General features: G+C 62.3%; 14 protein-coding genes. 5 read left to right on the top strand and 9 right to left on the bottom strand.

Translation table 11 applies throughout. The features are described from left to right. Positions 1–306: 306 nt before the first annotated feature. The 8 genes from BJG93_RS18270 to BJG93_RS18305 all read right to left on the bottom strand — a co-directional run bounded on the left by BJG93_RS18270 (position 307) and on the right by BJG93_RS18305 (position 9,851). The gene (locus BJG93_RS18270; RefSeq protein ID WP_027195713.1) at positions 307–1,350 is read right to left on the bottom strand and encodes an AraC family transcriptional regulator; all 1,044 of its coding nucleotides are present in this window, start codon (positions 1,348–1,350) and stop codon (positions 307–309) included. Positions 1,351–2,434: 1,084 nt separating this feature from the next. After that, a complete protein-coding gene (locus tag BJG93_RS18275) occupies positions 2,435–3,979 on the bottom strand; it encodes an alkaline phosphatase family protein (protein WP_027195714.1) in 1,545 nt (514 codons plus the stop codon). Between the two features lie 150 nt (positions 3,980–4,129). Further along, complete coding sequence (locus tag BJG93_RS18280) at positions 4,130–4,822, bottom strand: hypothetical protein (protein WP_027195715.1); 693 nt, start codon at positions 4,820–4,822, stop codon at positions 4,130–4,132. Then, the gene (locus BJG93_RS18285) at positions 4,822–5,304 is read right to left on the bottom strand and encodes a glycoside hydrolase family 108 protein (RefSeq protein ID WP_027195716.1); all 483 of its coding nucleotides are present in this window, start codon (positions 5,302–5,304) and stop codon (positions 4,822–4,824) included. The genes BJG93_RS18280 and BJG93_RS18285 overlap by 1 nt, the downstream gene beginning before the upstream one ends. A 54-nt stretch (positions 5,305–5,358) precedes the next feature. Next, entirely contained in the window at positions 5,359–6,831 is a 1,473-nt protein-coding gene (locus BJG93_RS18290; RefSeq protein WP_027195717.1) for a tetratricopeptide repeat protein, read from the bottom strand. A gap of 286 nt (positions 6,832–7,117) precedes the next feature. Further along, positions 7,118–7,981 (bottom strand): ABC transporter permease, encoded by an 864-nt coding sequence (locus BJG93_RS18295; protein ID WP_027195718.1) that lies wholly within the window; start codon positions 7,979–7,981, stop codon positions 7,118–7,120. A gap of 16 nt (positions 7,982–7,997) precedes the next feature. Next, a complete protein-coding gene (locus BJG93_RS18300; protein WP_027195719.1) occupies positions 7,998–8,792 on the bottom strand; it encodes an ABC transporter ATP-binding protein in 795 nt (264 codons plus the stop codon). A 39-nt stretch (positions 8,793–8,831) separates the two neighbouring features. After that, the gene (locus BJG93_RS18305; protein WP_027195720.1) at positions 8,832–9,851 is read right to left on the bottom strand and encodes an ABC transporter substrate-binding protein; all 1,020 of its coding nucleotides are present in this window, start codon (positions 9,849–9,851) and stop codon (positions 8,832–8,834) included. 272 nt (positions 9,852–10,123) lie between these two features. Between BJG93_RS18305 and BJG93_RS18310 the strand changes: the two genes are divergently transcribed. The 5 genes from BJG93_RS18310 to BJG93_RS18330 all read left to right on the top strand — a co-directional run bounded on the left by BJG93_RS18310 (position 10,124) and on the right by BJG93_RS18330 (position 15,523). Next, entirely contained in the window at positions 10,124–10,801 is a 678-nt protein-coding gene (locus BJG93_RS18310; protein WP_027195721.1) for a response regulator, read from the top strand. Positions 10,802–10,803: 2 nt separating this feature from the next. Further along, positions 10,804–12,189 carry a sensor histidine kinase gene (locus BJG93_RS18315; protein WP_027195722.1) on the top strand — a complete coding sequence of 462 codons (1,386 nt, stop codon included), beginning with the start codon at positions 10,804–10,806 and terminating at the stop codon, positions 12,187–12,189. 126 nt (positions 12,190–12,315) lie between these two features. Further along, positions 12,316–13,356, top strand: a complete 1,041-nt coding sequence (locus tag BJG93_RS18320) for an ABC transporter substrate-binding protein (RefSeq protein ID WP_027195723.1) — start codon at positions 12,316–12,318, stop codon at positions 13,354–13,356. A 48-nt stretch (positions 13,357–13,404) separates the two neighbouring features. Continuing rightward, the gene (locus tag BJG93_RS18325; RefSeq protein WP_027195724.1) at positions 13,405–14,787 is read left to right on the top strand and encodes a sensor histidine kinase; all 1,383 of its coding nucleotides are present in this window, start codon (positions 13,405–13,407) and stop codon (positions 14,785–14,787) included. 31 nt (positions 14,788–14,818) lie between these two features. Then, positions 14,819–15,523, top strand: a complete 705-nt coding sequence (locus BJG93_RS18330) for a response regulator transcription factor (RefSeq protein ID WP_027195725.1) — start codon at positions 14,819–14,821, stop codon at positions 15,521–15,523. Here BJG93_RS18330 and BJG93_RS18335 read toward each other — a convergent pair. Further along, positions 15,506–16,588: a LacI family DNA-binding transcriptional regulator gene (locus BJG93_RS18335; protein WP_027195726.1), complete on the bottom strand. Its 1,083-nt coding sequence runs from the start codon at positions 16,586–16,588 to the stop codon at positions 15,506–15,508. The genes BJG93_RS18330 and BJG93_RS18335 overlap by 18 nt on opposite strands. Between the last annotated feature and the right edge of the window lie 117 nt (positions 16,589–16,705).

The following is a 16,705-nucleotide window of genomic DNA, read 5'->3' on the forward strand; positions in this document are numbered from 1 at the left end:
CCTTGCTCCCAATAGAGACCGCCACGCGGTCGAGTTATGCGTGTTCATCAACCGGTCAGAACCAGATAGCTGATCTGGCGTTCCGGTACGCTCAATGTACGATGGGGATAGGCGAAGCTCTATGATCGGGCCGCCGGACGATATGACTGAAACGCCGCGTCAGCATTGACGTGCGTGAATGAACATTGCGTCGGGCATGCCAGAGGCACGCTGGCGATTGATCCGGCCAATTGGCGCAATGAGCCACCGATCAGTTCGGGCGTCTGCTGACGTTTATCGGCGCACCGTTGCGCGTGGCGAACGGTGTCACTGAACCGGTGGCGATGCGATACCGCTTGCGCTTAGTGATGCCTGCCTGGATACGGCAGTGCCGTCCAACTTTCCTTTGCTCCGGCGCCAGCTCGCCGGCGGCATTCCAAATTCGCGTCTGAAGGCTCGACTGAACGCCGCCTCCGACTCGTAGCCGATCTGCTCCGCTATTGCCGCGAGTGACTTACTGCCGATCAGCAGCTCGTGTGCCGCAATCTGCATGCGCCATCGCGCAAGGTACTGCATTGGCGGTTGTCCAAGAAGATCGGTGAACCGTTGCGCCAACGCCGAGCGCGATAACCCCACCTTGCGCGCAAGTTCATCGACGGTCCAGGGGTGAATCGATTGAGCATGGAGCAAGGAAAGCGCGCGCCCCACATACCGGTCGCGCACGCCGGCCAGCCATCCTGTCTGGTCCGCGGGTAGCGCTTCAATACAGCTACGCGCCGCCTCGACAAACAGGAGTTCGGACAGTCTGGCGAGTACGATCGTGCCGCCCGGACGCGAATGCCCTGCCTCGGCGGCAGCAAACTTGAGAGAGGACTCAAGCCATGCCGCGCGCGGATCCTGACGCATATCAATCTTGAAGAGTCGCGGCAGCGATGAGAGCAGTGGGTTGCTCAGCGTATCGTCGCAGGCTAGAAAGCCACATACGATGCGAGTCGTCGCTCCTCCGCCTCCATGGGACAGCGTCATTACCTCACCGGGTGTTTCCGCCATCAGACCGGCTAATAGCGATTCCGACGGCGTGGGCGGAACATCCATGGCGCTGCCCATCACATGCGCTTCACCTTGCGGGATCACCAGCAGTTCTCCGGCGTTGAGATGAATAGCTGAATGCGGGTCGTTTGCCAACTTCGCCCAGCAACTCCCTTCTATGATCAGATGATAGGAGACTACCCGCTCTGAACGCGGTAGGTAGGCCGCACAGAGCGCAGCATCGGTGCGGCCTATCAAGGACCACGGTGCCGTGAAGGTTCCGTTCAGGAACACCGCGCCGCTTAGGCGCACAGCGCGCAGAACGTCGGAGACTGCATCCATGAATAGCTCGCGTGAAATGCGATTTCCCCGACAAGGAACTGCGATGGCGCTCATTCGTCATTTGGCCGGGGAGTACATGTTATACCCGTTGCGCTAATCGATGACAAATCCCTTACGGATGATTCCACCCCGCCTCCTGAGGCGCTTCATGAGATGTGTAGCGGTGCGGCCAGGTCGTTAGCAAACCTGGCTCACCGGACGGGTCTCACCTGGTTGGTCCCCGCGTCGGACCCATCACGATCGACGCGGCAATCGCGACTCGGATTCGCCCGTGTGCCAACGTGGCGACGTCCCGCCTCGTCGTTACCGTAACATCGAGCGCTTTGGCAGGAGTGCAGGGCAATCTTTCTGGACGCCCGGCAATAGCTACGCGCAGCATCGGCAAGACTTGGACGATCGGACAAGAAACGTCGACGCGCGGGCAGGACCGCAACTGGTTGAGAAAGGCAGAGTTGGTACAGAACGGGACGTGACGTGAGCAACGTCGGTCGTTCTCGTGGCGAAATCTTCAATGGCTATCCGAAGCCCGCTGCGCTATCCCACTTGCACCCATCGGTTCGCGTCCAGTGACCTACCGCTTCGGGCAATCGACATTGCGTGAGATGTCTATGAGACTCCTGATAAGCCGCACGATATGCCATCCGCTAATTGCGCTACCTATGTTCTACTTGACGGACCTGATGTACAACGTCGACTACAACGTCTCCGGCGCTCTGCTCGTTCTGGCAGCGAAATCTATCTCCCGCGTCTTGAGCCTGTTCAACAAGAGTTAGTGCCGTGCGTCGGTACGTCAAGCAAGGTGGGTTACTCGAACGCAAGATGGAAGCAAGCGCACAGGCAAGCGAGAGCAGTGGAGTAATTCCGGTGGAAGTGGGTTATCCGATTCACTCTTTGACAGCAAGGTTTGCGGACATTGGCGAGTAACGTAAACCGATGGTTGCCCAATGCTGATCAACGACGCGCCGGATACGATCGGCACGGATGCGCCCGTCGCCAACGTGCAAGCTGACGTTCGAACGACTGCATGAGGAGCAGGCCAATTGCACCGGTCGGATAGCAACCTGCCCGCGGTTTTTGCCGAGTGCTACTTCTCCGACACCGGACTGACGGAAGAGCCCGTTGCTTGCGCATCGTTTCGCGCGACGCCCGACGTCGCGCCACGAACCGATTGCCGCAAGCGCGTGAACGCCTGACTCGTGCGCGCATCGCGCTGGTCGCGTGCGTCGTAGAAGTCCTTGCTGAGCCACTGGCCGACACTCATCATCAGCGAGCCCGCCGCGCTCTTGAAGCGCACCCATGCGTTGCCGGTGCGCGCCAGTTGCGCGGCAGCCTCGACTGCCTCGGCGGCGAGCCGGTCCAGTTCAGCGTGCAGATAGTCGGCGAAATGATGCAGGCCATGCTGATTGCCGTTCGACGATTTGCGCTCCAGCTCGACGTGCTCTGCAATCAACGATTGATTGGCCACGCGAATAAACGCCGGCGTATCGGTGCGCGCGCCGCCGCCGCGGCGAATCGCCACACCGATGTTGGCGGACGCCTGGGTGCGCTTGCCAAGCGGCGGCATTTGCCACTTGTCGCTCAGGTACTTCAGGAGGCTGCAATGATCGAATCGTTCGTTGCACACGCCGGCTTCGCACCACGGCGACACCAGGATCGCGGGAACGCGTACGCCGAGTCGTTTGAAATCGAAGCTTGCGGTGTGCTCGTCGGGTGCGACGGCGTCGGCCGGAGGCGATACGTGATCGTAGAAACCGCCGTGCTCATCGTAGAGAATCACCAATAACGTGCGCTCCCACAGCGCCTGATTCGAGCGCAGCGCGTTGTAGGTATCCGCGATCAGCTTCTCCGCCTTCATGATGTTATGCGGCGGATGATCGTCGTTCTGCGCTTCGCCGAAGTACTTCGGCTCGATCAGCACGAATTGCGGAAATCGATCGGCGGGTCCCGCTGCGTCTTCGAAGAACTTGTCGAAAGAGCGGTAATTCGCGAGGTTTTCCGCACGTCGCTGGTTTTTGAGCAGCAGCGAAGCGGGGAAATCGTAGAAGTAGACGCTCCATGTTTTGCGCGCCGCATTCAGCCGATCGAAGATGGTGTCCTGATCCTGCTCGGTGTACCAGCGCGGGTTGAGCCCGTCGAGTCCCGCGGGCATGTCTATCTCGCCTTTCGACGTACCTGTCAGCGCGAAGAAACGGTTCGGCCATGTCGGCCCCGGCAATGACGAGAACCACCGATCGCACACGGTGAATTGCGAACCGAGCGTATGCAGCGCTGGCAGAAAGCCGGGCGGGTAATAGCCCATCACGTCTTGCCGCGCGGCGAGGCTGCTGTTCGGATAGTCGTTCACGAACGAACGCACGAAGCCGCTGTTGTCCGCGGCGATCTGTTCCATCACGGCCTTGTGCCCGTGATTCGGATCCTGCTTCATCTGCCGCTCGCGCGTCACACGCGGATGGAATGTGTTGCCTTTACCGTCGGCGTTCGATTTGCCGGCGGCGTTGCGCACGCCGTCCAGTTTGTCGTGCACGGCATCGAGGCAGCCGAGCATCTGGTCAAACGAATGATTCTCCAATAGCAGCAGCACGACGTGTTCGATCGGATCGTTCTGCGCGTTTTGCTCGACGTCACTCATCTTTATCGCTCCACTCGGGCCGGGATGGACTTCGCGTTGCAAAGTTAGCGTAAAACGCGTGCTGGCGAAAGTGCCTCGCTTCAAAACGGATCTGCATGCCACGCTAAGCCTATTGGGTCACGTGCATGATTCGCTCAACGTAGCATCGACTCAACTGCCGCCCGAGAAGATCGGACCTTGCGCGCCCGGCGCGAACGACGGGAAGATGTCGCCGGACGGCGCGGCCGCCGCCGGTGCGGGCAAACCCGACTGCGACACCGGTTCGCGCGACGTCGACGCGCTATCGGGCGCAATGGGCACACGCGGCTTCGCGAGCAGTTCGGTCTTGCGCATCGAGCCGACCGACGTGCCGAAGTAGTAGCCGATGATGCTGATCCACGCCGTTCCCAACGCGCCGACGATCACGTTGACGAGATCCTTGTTGGTGCCCGGCAGAGGCTGGAACGCCATCAGCAGCAGAATGCCGAAGAAGCCGGTGGTGACCGCCATCGCAAGTACCTTCGGCACCCAGTCGCGATCGGCGACACCCATCGCGCGTGCGCTTGCGATGTCGCTCGTGGCGATGCGGGCCAGGTCGCTTTCGTGCGCGAGGCTCGACTGCGCCGCCGTCACCATCAACTGCTGCAATTGCAGCGAGTTCGCGTTTTCGGCCCGGCGAATCTTTTCGAGCGCGCCGGGGTCGTTCAACGCGGGTTCCACATACGTCGGATCACTCGGCGTGCCGAGTGCGTGCGAGATGATCGCGGCGGCAGCGGTTACGCCGAGGCCGACCGGACCGCCCACGAGCCCGGCGAGAAGCGGCGCGGTGCTGTTGATGTTCGTCGCTACTTTAGACCAGTCCATCATGCTGCTCCGAGGAGAAGATTGGCTGCCATGCGCTCGGTCCAACCGCGGCTGAAATTCGGCCACGAATGCAGGTTGCGCAGGTACCGCAGACGATACGCGGCAAAGCGCAGCACGAACTTCATCGGATCGGCGTTCTTGACCGCATCGAGCGTGGCGGGGCCGAACTTGCCGTCTTCCTTCGCGCCGGACGCTTTCTGCATCCACAGCACGACGAGGCCGCCGTTGTAGTTCGCATCGAATATCTGGAAGGCCACGCGCGGATCGAGTTCGTCGAGATGCAACGGGTCCCAATACCTGCGCTTGGCGATCTGATGCGCGGTATCGAGCGGCAGATCTTTCATTGCGCCGTTATAGCCCTCGCTGCGCGCGACGCGCGCGGTCACACCCCACATCGTTTCGCCGCCGGGATCCCCCGGGTTGAAGCTGTACCCGCCTTCATTTCCGATCAAGGCTGTGAATGCGTCTTCGAAGCTATCCATCGATCTGTCTCCTCTTCGGCCGTGTTGGCGACTCAAACGGCGAATGCACCCGGCTCAGGCCGCTTGCATCGCATGTCCTACGCTGTCGCGTACCGTATCGAGCGATGCCCGAAGCGGATACGACGTCATTGGATTCGAAACGGGCTTGACGCGCAGGTCGGGCATCGATGTGGCGGTGTCGTCTGCGTCCGGCGATACGCCCGCCGAGCGCGCCAGCTCGCGTTCGCGCGCCGACAGCGTGCTGGCGTCGAACTGCAGTGCCTGCGCGTACTTGCGCGCGGCCTCGCGCGGAGCGCCCTTATGTTCCAGCGCGTGGCCCCATTCCACATAGGACGGCGCGTGATCGGGGCGCAACGCGACGGCGTGCGAGAGTTTGTCGATCGCTTCGTCGTCGTGCCCGGTTTTGATGAGCGCCTCGGCCCAGTCGTGCAGCGTATCGACGGAGTCGGGCTTTAAGTCGGCGGCCTTCCTGAACGCTTCGAGTGCTTCGCGATCGTGCTTCGCATGCAACAACACATCGCCGAGCAGCCGCAGGTTTTCGACGGTGCGCGACTTTTCGTTCGCGCCGGCCCGCAGTTCTTTCAGCGCATCGTCGATGCTGTTCTGCTGTTCGAGCGCAATGCCCAGACTCGCGCGCAGCACCGCCGAGTGTTTGTGCTGGGTCAACGCTTCGCGAATCTGCTGCTCCGCTTCTTTCGAGCGCCGCTGACTGTTAAGCAACCACGCCTTGCCCGCGAGCGCCCATTCGGCTTGCTCCGAGGCGGGCAGCGCGAGTACTTCGTCATAAATCCCGACGATCTCGTGATAGTCGCATTGCGCGAGCGAGCATTTTGTCTTTTGCACCTGGGTGAACAGATGACTGGCGAGGATGTTCGGTTCGGCGAGGCGCATCGCCATGACCGCGATATCGCGCACGAAGTTCTCGAGGTCGCGCCCTTCGAACGGCACGCTACTTTCGCGGGCGTTGAATGGACCGCCTTCGATCTGCACATGCGCAACGTACGAATCCGCGCTGTCATTCGTCTTCGTGATGCCGACATGCACGGCGACATCGGTGCGGTTGAGGACGCCCTTAAGGAAGCGCACCGTCGACGCATACGACATCTCCTGCCCCGGAATCTGGATGTCGGGTTGCGCATCGTTGTCGGTCATCGTGTCGTGCGAAATCGATTCGGCATCCTGCCCGATCTCCTTCATCGCCGACATGATGCGCTCGGCGAGAAAGTTCGACGTATAGCCACGCTCGCTCAGCGTTTGCGGGGATTCGACTGGCGGCACCAGCAATTGACGCGTGAGCACGCCGCGCACGACGAGGCAGAAGAAGCCCATCGCCAGAATGGCGAACACCCAGGGCAATACATACGGCCACAGCCGCTTCGGTCCGCAGCCGATCTCACGGGCGGTATGCAAGCCGAACAGCACAAATCCGCTCGAATGATGACGATGGCGGCGATTCGCTGCGTTGGCGCGCATGAACGGGCGGTTGTACCCGTTCGGTGATCGGCGTTGACTATGTACACTCGACATGAACCACCTCGCTTCGATCCGCGATCGATGTTGGCGATCGCCTGACTTGCGCGGTGGGTATGCATTGAACGTGCCATAGCCGGCGAGACCGGCTGGCAGCCGCCTGTTGGCTTATGGTACGGGACTACAAAAGGAGTAGTGTTGCGTGCTGGCCAACGTATCGGCGCAAAGCGTTCGCCGACGGGAGACAGGACGAGCGGCTAGCAAATAAAAATGCCGCTCGGTCGGAAAGACTGAGCGGCATTTTTGACGAGAACTTCCTATTGGCGACTCGCGTCGCCGCGACTCAAACCGAACTCGGTCGCCACTTCAACAATCGATTCTCCACCGCGGTCAGCAGATAGTCGGCGGCCAGCGCCACCACCGCCAGCACGATCATCGCCGCGAACACGCCGCTGGCATTGAATGCGCCCTGCGCGGTGGAGATCAGCAAACCGATGCCCTGCTTGGAGCCGAGAAACTCGCCGACCACTGCACCGACCAACGCGAAGCCGAAGCTCACGTGCAAGCTCGCGAGAATCCAGCTCAGCGCCGACGGAATCACGACCGAGGTCGTCACCTGACGGCGTGACGCGCCGAGAATCTGCGCATTGGCGATCATGTAGCGATCCGCTTCGCGCACACCCTGGAACGCGTTGGCGAACACGACGAAGAACACCATCACGACCGCAAGCGCGACCTTCGATGCCATGCCGAGCCCGAGCGCGATTACGAACACCGAGCCGAGCACGACGCGCGGAATCGAGTTGGCGATCTTGATGTAGAGGCTGAATACGTCGGAGAGCAGCTTGTTGCGGCCGAGCACGATGCCGCAGAAGATGCCCCCGATCGAACCGATGATGAAGCCGAGCCCGGTTTCCTCGAGCGTGACCCACACCTGCGTGAGCAGCGGCCCTTGCGACGTACCGTTCACGAACCAGTCGACGATCTGAGCGAAGATCTCGGTCGGCATCGAGAAGAAGAAAGGGTCGATCCACTTCAGGCGCGCGGACAGTTCCCAGCCGCCGAGCACGACCACGAGCAGCAGAATGCGCAGCGAAATCACCAGCATCTGGCGCTGGCGGATCTTCTTCTGCGCGATTCGCTCGACGTTAGCGAGCGACGCGGCGTCGATGCCCGAGGGCATCATCTGTTGAGAGGGTGTAGACATGTTTGCCATTCCTTGATTAACCGATCTGCACTTCTTCGCGCAGGTCATGCCAGATATCGCGCGAAATTTCGATGAAACGTGAGTCGTAGCGGATCTCCGACGTAACACGTGGTCGCGGCAGATCGATTTCGTAGACTTTCTTCAACGTGGCGGGGCGCGCGGTCAGCACGAACACGCGGTCGGCGAGCGCAATCGCTTCTTCGAGGTCGTGCGTGACGAACACGACCGAGCCGGCGCCGCCCCACAATTGCAGCAACTCGTCCTGCATCAACGTGCGCGTCTGCATGTCGAGCGCCGAAAACGGCTCGTCCATCAGCAGGATTTCCGGCTTGTTGATGAAGGTCTGCGCAAGCGCGACGCGCTTGCGCATGCCGCCGGACAGTTGATGCGGATAGTGCTTGCCGAACTTGTCGAGGCCCACGCGGCGCAGCCATTCGTTCGCTTCGTCGTAGGCGGCCGATTTCGAGCGGCCGCGGTAGAGCGGACCCGCCGCGACGTTATCGAGCACCGAGCGCCAGGGAAACACCGCATCGGCCTGGAACACGAAGCCGATGCGCGGATCGATGCCGTCCACCGGCGTGCCCATCACGCGCACTTCGCCGGTGGTCGGCTTGAGCAAACCGGTGATCATGCTGAGCGTGGTGGACTTGCCGCAGCCGGTCGGGCCGACCACGGCGACGAATTCGCCGCGTGCCACCGACATGCTGAAGTCGCGCAGCGCGACCGTGGCCTTGCCGTCCGGGGAAATGAAACGGCACGACACGTTGCGCATTTCGATCGCTGGCGTCTCGCGTGACATAGATTGATTCATCGGCGGGTGCCTCGAAGTTCTGTGAATATTAAAGAAGCGTTACTTCGACGCGGTCTTGACCGGCGCCGACAGGTAGTCGTTGGAGTAGGTCTTGGCGAGATCGATATGCTTGCCCTTCACCGACGGATTGAATGCGGAGAGCACCTTGAGCACCGTATCCGGACCGTCGGCGGGCATCTTGCCGTCCTTCGTGAACATCGGCTTCGACGCCTTTAGCGCGTTCACGTACAGGTCCTTGTTGTTCCCGTAGTAGTCCTTCGGCATCTGCGCGGCGATGTCCTCGGCGCTATGCGTCGCGATGAAGTTCAGCGTCTTCGCGAACGCATGCGAGAGCTTCGCGGCCTCGTCCTTGTGCGTTTCGGCCCACGCGCGCTGCACATAGAAGCTCGACGCGGGGTAGGTGCCGCCGAGGGCGGCGCGCGTGCCTTCCACGTTGCGCATGTCGACCAGCACCTTCGCGTCGCCGGTCTTCAGCAGTTGCGAGACGGTCGGCTCGGTGGTCATGCCGGCGTCGATGCGGCCTTGCTTGACGGCGGCGATAAAGCTGTTGTCCGCGCCGACCGGCAACATCGTGTATTGCGTCGACGGCACGCCCGCGCGCTGCGCGAGGTACTGCGTGAGGAAGCTCGTCGACGAACCGAGACCGGTCACGCCGAGCGTCTTGCCTTTGACATCGGCCATGCTCTTGAGCGAATCGGCCGCCTTCGTCGAGACCATTTCGACTTCGCCCGGCACCTGGCCGAAGACGACGAGCGCCTGCACTTCCTTGCCCTTGCTCTGCAGATCGATCGTATGATCGTAGAAGCCGACCACGCCTTGCACCGCGCCCGCGAGCAGTTCATTCTCCGCATCGACACCGGCCGGCTGCGACAGAATTTCGACGTCGAGGCCTTCGTCCTTGAAGTAGCCGAGCTGCTCGGTGAGTTTGGCGGGCAGATAGATGATCTTGGTGGCGCCGCCGACCATGATCGTGATCTTCTCGGCGTGAGCCGCGGCGGAAGCGGCGGCAAGGGCGAACGCAACACCTGACACAGCAGCAATCTGGCGCAAAGTACGCATGAGGAGTCTCCTTAGGTTGGTCGCCGCGAGCGTGGCGGGCGGCGTTTTTCTGGGTCACTGGCAGCGATTATAGAAACGCGAAACCTTCGGAGAGCTTTCGGGGTTCGGCGCAAAACATGGGTGTTAACCCCAGCCATGCGCCGAGCCATGCGCCGACCAATGCGCCGCTACCTCCGCGCCAGGCACTGGACGGACGCTGCAAACCACACGGCAAGCGCGCAGAGCCGTTGTTTTAAGGCACAATCGACGGCCTGACTTTTGCCGTTGCCGCCATGAAGCTGCTGCTGATCGAAGACAACCCCACGCTTGCGCACTGGCTCGCGAAGATGCTGGAGCAGGAAGCCTTCGCGCTCGACGCCGTGCAGGACGGCGACGAAGCCGACCGCCTGCTGCGCACCAATCACTACGACGTGATCCTGCTCGACCTGAACCTGCCGAAGCTCTCGGGCAAGAACGTGCTGCGCCGGCTGCGTCAGCGTGGCGACGCGACGCCGGTGCTGATCTTGACCGCGAGCGGCTCCATCGACGAGAAGGTGGAACTGCTCGGCGCTGGCGCTGACGACTATCTGGTGAAGCCGTTCGAAGTGCGCGAGCTGATCGCGCGCGTCAAGGTGGCGATTCGCCGGCAGTCGCCGTCGAAGGCGAGCGAGGTGGTGTGCGGCGATCTGTCGTTCGACATCGACACGCGCCAGTTCACGCTGAAGGGCGCGCCCCTGAACGTGACGCCGCGCGAGCGTTCGGTGCTCGAAGCGCTGATCCTGCGCCTGGGCAAGACGGTGACGAAGCCCGCGCTCGTCGATGCAATCTTCACACTCGCCGACGAGCCGAGCGAGGACGCCGTCGAGATCTATATTTCCCGTCTGCGTAAGAAGCTCGATGGCAGCTCGGCCGCGATCGTCACGCTGCGTGGACTCGGCTATCTGCTGCGCAAGAAAGAAGACGACCAGTAACGATGGCCAATAGCCTGCGCATACGCCTGCTCTGGTGGCTGCTCGTGCCGCTCGCGCTCTATGTGTTCGTGACCGGCAAGACCGAGTACGACAACGCGCGGCACACCGCGAATCTCGTGCAGGACAATCAGCTGGTGGCCTCGGCGCGGATGATCGCGGGCGAGGTCGAATGGAGCGACGGCTTTCTGCGGGTCGATGTGCCGCCCGCCGCGCTCGAGATCTTCGCGTCGCCCTATCGCGACCAGGTGTTCTACAGCGTGCGGGTCGTCGGTGGACCGCTGCTCGCGGGCACGCCTGATTTTTCGCCGCGTCGGTTGCCAGCGCCCGACGTGCCGGACTCGTACTACACGGACTTGCACGGCCAACAGGTGCGCGCGGTGGACATCGTACGGCTCATGTACGACAACGGCGTGGCGCGCCCCGTGCGCGTGACGGTCGGCAAGACGGTGCGCTCGCGCGACGCGATGACGCAACAGCTATGGCGGCCGCAACTCGTGCGGCAGCTCGAAATGATCGCGCTGGCGGTCGCACTGGTCTGCATCGGGCTCACATTCGAGCTGCGGCCCTTGATGAAGGTGAAAGACGAGGTTGCCGACCGCGATCCGATGCAGCTCGAACCGATTCGCGTCGAGCGTCTGCATACGGAACTGCGGCCCATCGTCGATGCGATCAATCAGTGCATCGCGCGGCTCGGCGTGCAGGTGGCCGCGCAGCGGCGCTTCATTGCCGACGCCGCGCATCAGTTGCGCACGCCGCTCACGCTGCTGGGCACGCAATTGCAGTTCGCGCGGCAGCAGGAAGGTCTCAATCCCGCGCTCGACGAAGCGCTCGCCGCGATGCATCGCAGCAATCGCTCGATGGTCGGTCTCACCAACAAGCTGCTGTTGCTCGCGCAGGCCGAGGCCGCCGACAACTCGCAAGTCGCGATGGAAAGCGTCGATCTGGTGCCGCTCGCGATGGAGGTCGTCGAGGATCTCGCGCTGCTCGCGCAGGCCCGCGGAATCGATCTGGGCGCGGAATTGCACGGCGCGGCGCCGGTGCTCGGACATCGCGGCCTGTTGCAGGCGCTGATCGCCAATCTCGCCGAGAATGCGATCCGCTACACGGGTAGCGGTGGTCACGTGACGGTTGCCGTGCGTGCGGATGCCGATGCCAATGCGGCTACGGTGAGCGTGACCGACAACGGCCCGGGCATTCCGGCCGAATCGCGCAGCCGCGTGTTCGAGCCGTTCTTTCGCGCATCGACCGATACCGAGGGCACGGGCCTCGGCCTTGCGATCGTGCGCGAAATCGCGGATGCGCATCACGGCGAGATCGCGCTGAAGTCGGGCGAAGGCGGCAAGGGCGTGCATATCGCCGTGACGTTTCCTTGCGCGACGCCGAAATGATCGGGATAAACCCGAGGTTCGTGCAACATGCACCGCCCTGAAAGCATAGAGAAGGGTTCGCCCCTTCAGAATCACGGGCAGGCGACGCGCGCGGCGCCCAGACACAAGATGACGGAGACACCTGCAATGAAGCTTGGCTTGACGCGTTTCCCGCGCGCGGCGTATGCCGCCGTCGCGGCGTCGCTCGCGTTGTGCGCGCTCGCGAGGCTCGCGGCGCCTGCGCACGCCGCCGCGCCGGAGAAGCTCGCGATCATGGTGGGCGGCACCAACAAGCTGATTTATTTGCCGGCGCGTCTTGCCGAACAGCTCGGCTATTTCAAGGCGGAAGGGCTCGACGTCGAACTGCTGTCGCAGCCGACCGGCATCGAAGGCGAGAACGAAATGCTCGCCGGCGCGGTGCAGGGCGTGGTCGGCTTCTACGATCACACGATCGATCTGCAGACGCGCGGCAAGGAAGTGAAGACGATCGTGGTGTTCGGCCAGGTGCCCGGTGAAGTGCAACTGGTTGGGGCGAAATCGGCCGATGCGATCCGCAGCATGGCCGACGTGCGCGGCAAGACGCTCGGCGTAACCGGGCTCGGCTCGTCGACGAGCTTTCTCACGCAATACCTCGCGCAGCGCGCGGGCGTGCCGTCCACGCACTACACGCTGCTGCCGGTCGGCGCGGACGGCAGTTTCATCGCCGCGATGCGGCAAGGACGCATTCACGCGGGTATGACGACCGAGCCGACCGTCACCGAACTGCTGAAATCGGGCGACGCCAAAGTACTGGTCGACATGCGCAACGTCGACGGCACGCGCGCCGCGCTCGGGGGCACGTATCCGGCGTCGAGCCTCTACGTGCAAACTACGTGGCTCGACGCGCATCCTGACGAAGCCGCGAAACTCGCGCGTGCATTCGTCAAAACGCTGCGCTATATGCACGCCCATAGCGCGGAACAGATCGCCGCGCAGATGCCAACAGAAGATGTCGGCAATGACAGGGCGCTGTATATCAGCGCATTGCAGGCCTCGCTGCCGATGTACACCGTGGACGGCAAGATGCCCGCCGACGGTCCGCAGACGGTGCTCAAGGTACTGTCGAGTTTCAATCCGGCGGTGAAGGGGCGGCATATCGATCTGTCGCGCACGTTTACCAATCAGTTCGTCAATGACGTGAAGCCTTGAAAGCGGGCTGACCGCGGGTTGCTTCGAGCACAAAAGGATCGGCACATCGTGTTTTCAGGCAGTTTGCGCGGACGCTTGTTGTGGTGGTTGCTGTTGCCGCTGGCGGCATTCGTATCCATTTCCGTCGTCATTTCATACCGTTTCGCGCAGGACACCGCGGACCTGGTTCAGGACAATGCGCTGCTTTCGTCGATGCGGATCATCGGCGAGGATGTCGACTGGGACAACGGTTCGGTGTCGATCCAGATTCCGCCGGCCGCGCTCGAGCTGTTCGAATCGCCGGAACAGGACACGGTCTTCTATCGCGTCGAGGCGAGCGGCCATCGTCTGCTTGCGGGCATCCCCGACTTGCCGCTGCCGCCGCATGTGAGCGACAGTCCCACGCTTTATGCCACGCATTTCGCCGATGGCCGCGCGGCGCGCGCGGTCGCCTACGCGCGGCAGCTCTACGATTCGGGACATACCGAGGAAGTGATCGTCGCGGTCGCGAAGACCGAGGGCTCGCGCGATGCGATGGTGTGGCGTTTGCTGCGGCCGCAATTGTCCGGCGAAGTTCTGACACTGGTGCTGGCGATGGTGTTCGTCTACCTCGGCCTGACCTTCGAGCTGCTGCCGCTGATGAAGGTGAAAGACGACGTCGCCGATCGCAATGCGTCGCAACTCGAACCGATTCGTGTTGCGCGTCTGCACGTCGAGCTGAGGCCGATCGTCGAGGCGATCAACCAGTGCATCGCGCGAATGGGCAAGCAGGCCGCGACGCAGCGGCAATTCATTTCCGATGCCGCGCATCAGTTGCGCACGCCGCTGGCTTTGCTGGCCGCGCAAATCCAGTTTGCGCGGCAACGCGATAGCCGCGACGCCCCGCTTGCCGAAGCGCTTGCAGGCATGCACAAGAGCAGCCGCAAGCTGACGACGCTGACCAACAAGCTGTTGTTGCTTGCTCACGCCGAGTCGGCCGCGCCGGTGAACGAGCGCGAGCGGATCGACCTGAGCGCGTTGATCGCGGGCGTGCTCGAAGAACTGATCGCGTTTGCGCAGTCGCGAGAAATCGATTTGGGCGCGGAGCTGGAAGACGGTTTGTACGTGACCGGCGACGAAGCATTGACTGCGGCGCTCGTGACCAATCTGGTCGACAATGCGCTGCGCTATACGCAGGCGGGTGGTCGCGTCACCGTGCACACGCAGCGGCGTGAGGCGATGGCGATCGTGCGCGTGATCGACAACGGACCCGGCATCAACGCCGATGCACGCGAACGGGTGTTCGAGCGCTTCTATCGCGCGTCGAACCATGCGGAAGGGACTGGACTCGGTTTGCCCATCGTGCGCGAGATTGCGCATCGCCAGGGCGGCAGCGTGACGCTCGAATCGAACGAAGGCGGCGCGGGCCTCGTGGCGACCGTCGAGATGCGCTTATGGATCGGCGCGAGCTGACGTCGCGCGGCTCGCCAAGGAGAGGACAACGATGAAACTGCTGCTCGTGGAAGACGACGCCGACCTCGCGCGCTGGGTGATGAACCTGATGCAGGTCGAGCAATTCGCGATCGACTGGGCGCAGAACGGCGAATGCGCGGAGACGCTGCTCGGTCTGCAATGCTATGACGCGGTGCTGCTCGATCTGCGCCTGCCCGGCATGGGCGGCAAGGAGTTGCTCGCGAGGTTGCGCCGCAAGCGCGATAACGTGCCGGTGCTGATGCTGACCGCGAATGGGTCGACAGACGACAAGGTGGACTGCTTTTCGGCCGGTGCCGACGATTATGTCGTCAAGCCCTTCGATGCGCGCGAACTGATGGCGCGTATCAAGGCGCTGATTCGCCGTCAGGTCGCGGGAGACAGAGGGCAGTCGACCGAATGCGGCAATCTGCGTTATCTGTTCGATTCGCGAGAATTCGTGTTGCAGGACGAACGCCTGCCGTTGCGCCGCCGCGAACACGCGATCCTCGAAGCGCTGATCCTGAAGCAGGGCAAGACCGTTTCCAAGGCAACGCTGATGGACAAGATCTTTACGCTCGACGAGGAGCCGAGCGCCGATGCGATCGATATCTATATTCACCGGCTGCGCAAGCATCTGGCGACATCGAGTGCGAAGATCATGACGCTGCGCGGACTTGGCTACATTCTTCGCGAAGAAGAACCGCGCGAAGCATTTTCGTCAGGCGGAATCGGTTGACTGGGTGGGGCTCACACTCGTGCGCACCCGGTCATCACTGCCCGCAGCATCATCCGCCGCTGCCTCCGCCAGCCCCCGCCTGAGCGTCGACTCCCGCACCACCAGACGCGGATCGAGCATCGAATAACTCGCGCTTTCTTCGCTCTTGCCGTGCAGTTCGTCGATCAGCTTCGACATCGCGAGCTCGCCCATCTTCTCGCTCTGAAAGTCCACCGACGTCAGCGCCGGCGACGCGTATTCGCCATACGCCACATTGTCGAACCCGGCGATCGACACATCGCGCGGCAACGAGAAGCCCAGCTCGCGCGCTTCCTTGATGAAGCCGAGCGCGATCAGGTCGTTGTAGCAGATCACCGCGTCCGGTCGTTTCGGGCCGAGCATCAGACCCGAGCAGGCGCGCTCGCCGGCCGCCGCGGAGGGGCTCTGCGCATCGTGAACGTCGAGCGGCAACCCGTATTCGTCGAGGCAATTGCGAATGCCGCGAATCCGCTCGTCGTTCCAGCGTGAACGGCCAAAGCCGAGATACGCGATGCGCTGGTGACCGAGCTTGATCAGATGGTTCGCGAGCATATAACCCGCGAGACAGCTATCGGTGCCGACGCTCGAAACCGCAAAGCGCAAGCTGCGCCCGAACAGCACGACCGGCTTGCCGAGATCGAGCAGCCATTGCACCGAATCGTCGGGCATGCGCGAGCTCACGATCATGCCGTCGACGCGTTGCGCGAGCGATTCGATCAGCGTTTTTTCGCGCTCCTGGTTCTCTTCGGTATCGACGAGCAGCAGCGTGTAATCGTGCTGAATGGCGACGCGATTGGCGCCTTTCACGATGTTGGTGAAATGCGGATTGCGGATATCGAGAATGGCGAGACCGATAGCGCGCGTGCGACCGGTGATCATCGAACGCGCGAGCGGATTCGAACGGTAGCCGAGCTGCTCGATCGCCTCCTTCAGACGCGCCTCGACGGCGGGGGTGAAGCGCTGGGTACCATTCATGTACTTCGATACGGTCGCGACCGATACGCCTGCTGCGGCCGCGACGTCGCGAATGGTGGCACCCTTCTTCATCGGCGGGGATAACGTTTTCCACGGAGTTTTTAATAATACGGTTATCGCAAAACGCGTAAAGGCGAATGCTATGCGCGATATTCGCGTGGCCCGGCACGCCGAGCGCAGACACGAGGG

The sequence above is a fragment of the Paraburkholderia sprentiae WSM5005 genome, from assembly GCF_001865575.2.
Taxonomy (GTDB): Bacteria; Pseudomonadota; Gammaproteobacteria; order Burkholderiales; family Burkholderiaceae; genus Paraburkholderia; species Paraburkholderia sprentiae.

Excerpts from the sequence above, each read along its gene's own strand:
- BJG93_RS18285 (WP_027195716.1), bottom strand. The coding sequence starts at position 5,304 with ATGGATAGCTTCGAAGACGCATTCACAGCCTTGATCGGAAATGAAGGC.
- BJG93_RS18280 (WP_027195715.1), bottom strand. The coding sequence starts at position 4,822 with ATGGACTGGTCTAAAGTAGCGACGAACATCAACAGCACCGCGCCGCTT.
- BJG93_RS18300 (WP_027195719.1), bottom strand. The coding sequence starts at position 8,792 with ATGAATCAATCTATGTCACGCGAGACGCCAGCGATCGAAATGCGCAAC.
- BJG93_RS18295 (WP_027195718.1), bottom strand. The coding sequence starts at position 7,981 with ATGTCTACACCCTCTCAACAGATGATGCCCTCGGGCATCGACGCCGCG.
- BJG93_RS18270 (WP_027195713.1), bottom strand. The coding sequence starts at position 1,350 with ATGGATGCAGTCTCCGACGTTCTGCGCGCTGTGCGCCTAAGCGGCGCG.
- BJG93_RS18275 (WP_027195714.1), bottom strand. The coding sequence starts at position 3,979 with ATGAGTGACGTCGAGCAAAACGCGCAGAACGATCCGATCGAACACGTC.
- BJG93_RS18335 (WP_027195726.1), bottom strand. The coding sequence starts at position 16,588 with ATGAAGAAGGGTGCCACCATTCGCGACGTCGCGGCCGCAGCAGGCGTA.
- BJG93_RS18310 (WP_027195721.1), top strand. The coding sequence starts at position 10,124 with ATGAAGCTGCTGCTGATCGAAGACAACCCCACGCTTGCGCACTGGCTC.
- BJG93_RS18320 (WP_027195723.1), top strand. The coding sequence starts at position 12,316 with ATGAAGCTTGGCTTGACGCGTTTCCCGCGCGCGGCGTATGCCGCCGTC.
- BJG93_RS18315 (WP_027195722.1), top strand. The coding sequence starts at position 10,804 with ATGGCCAATAGCCTGCGCATACGCCTGCTCTGGTGGCTGCTCGTGCCG.
- BJG93_RS18290 (WP_027195717.1), bottom strand. The coding sequence starts at position 6,831 with ATGTCGAGTGTACATAGTCAACGCCGATCACCGAACGGGTACAACCGC.
- BJG93_RS18330 (WP_027195725.1), top strand. The coding sequence starts at position 14,819 with ATGAAACTGCTGCTCGTGGAAGACGACGCCGACCTCGCGCGCTGGGTG.
- BJG93_RS18305 (WP_027195720.1), bottom strand. The coding sequence starts at position 9,851 with ATGCGTACTTTGCGCCAGATTGCTGCTGTGTCAGGTGTTGCGTTCGCC.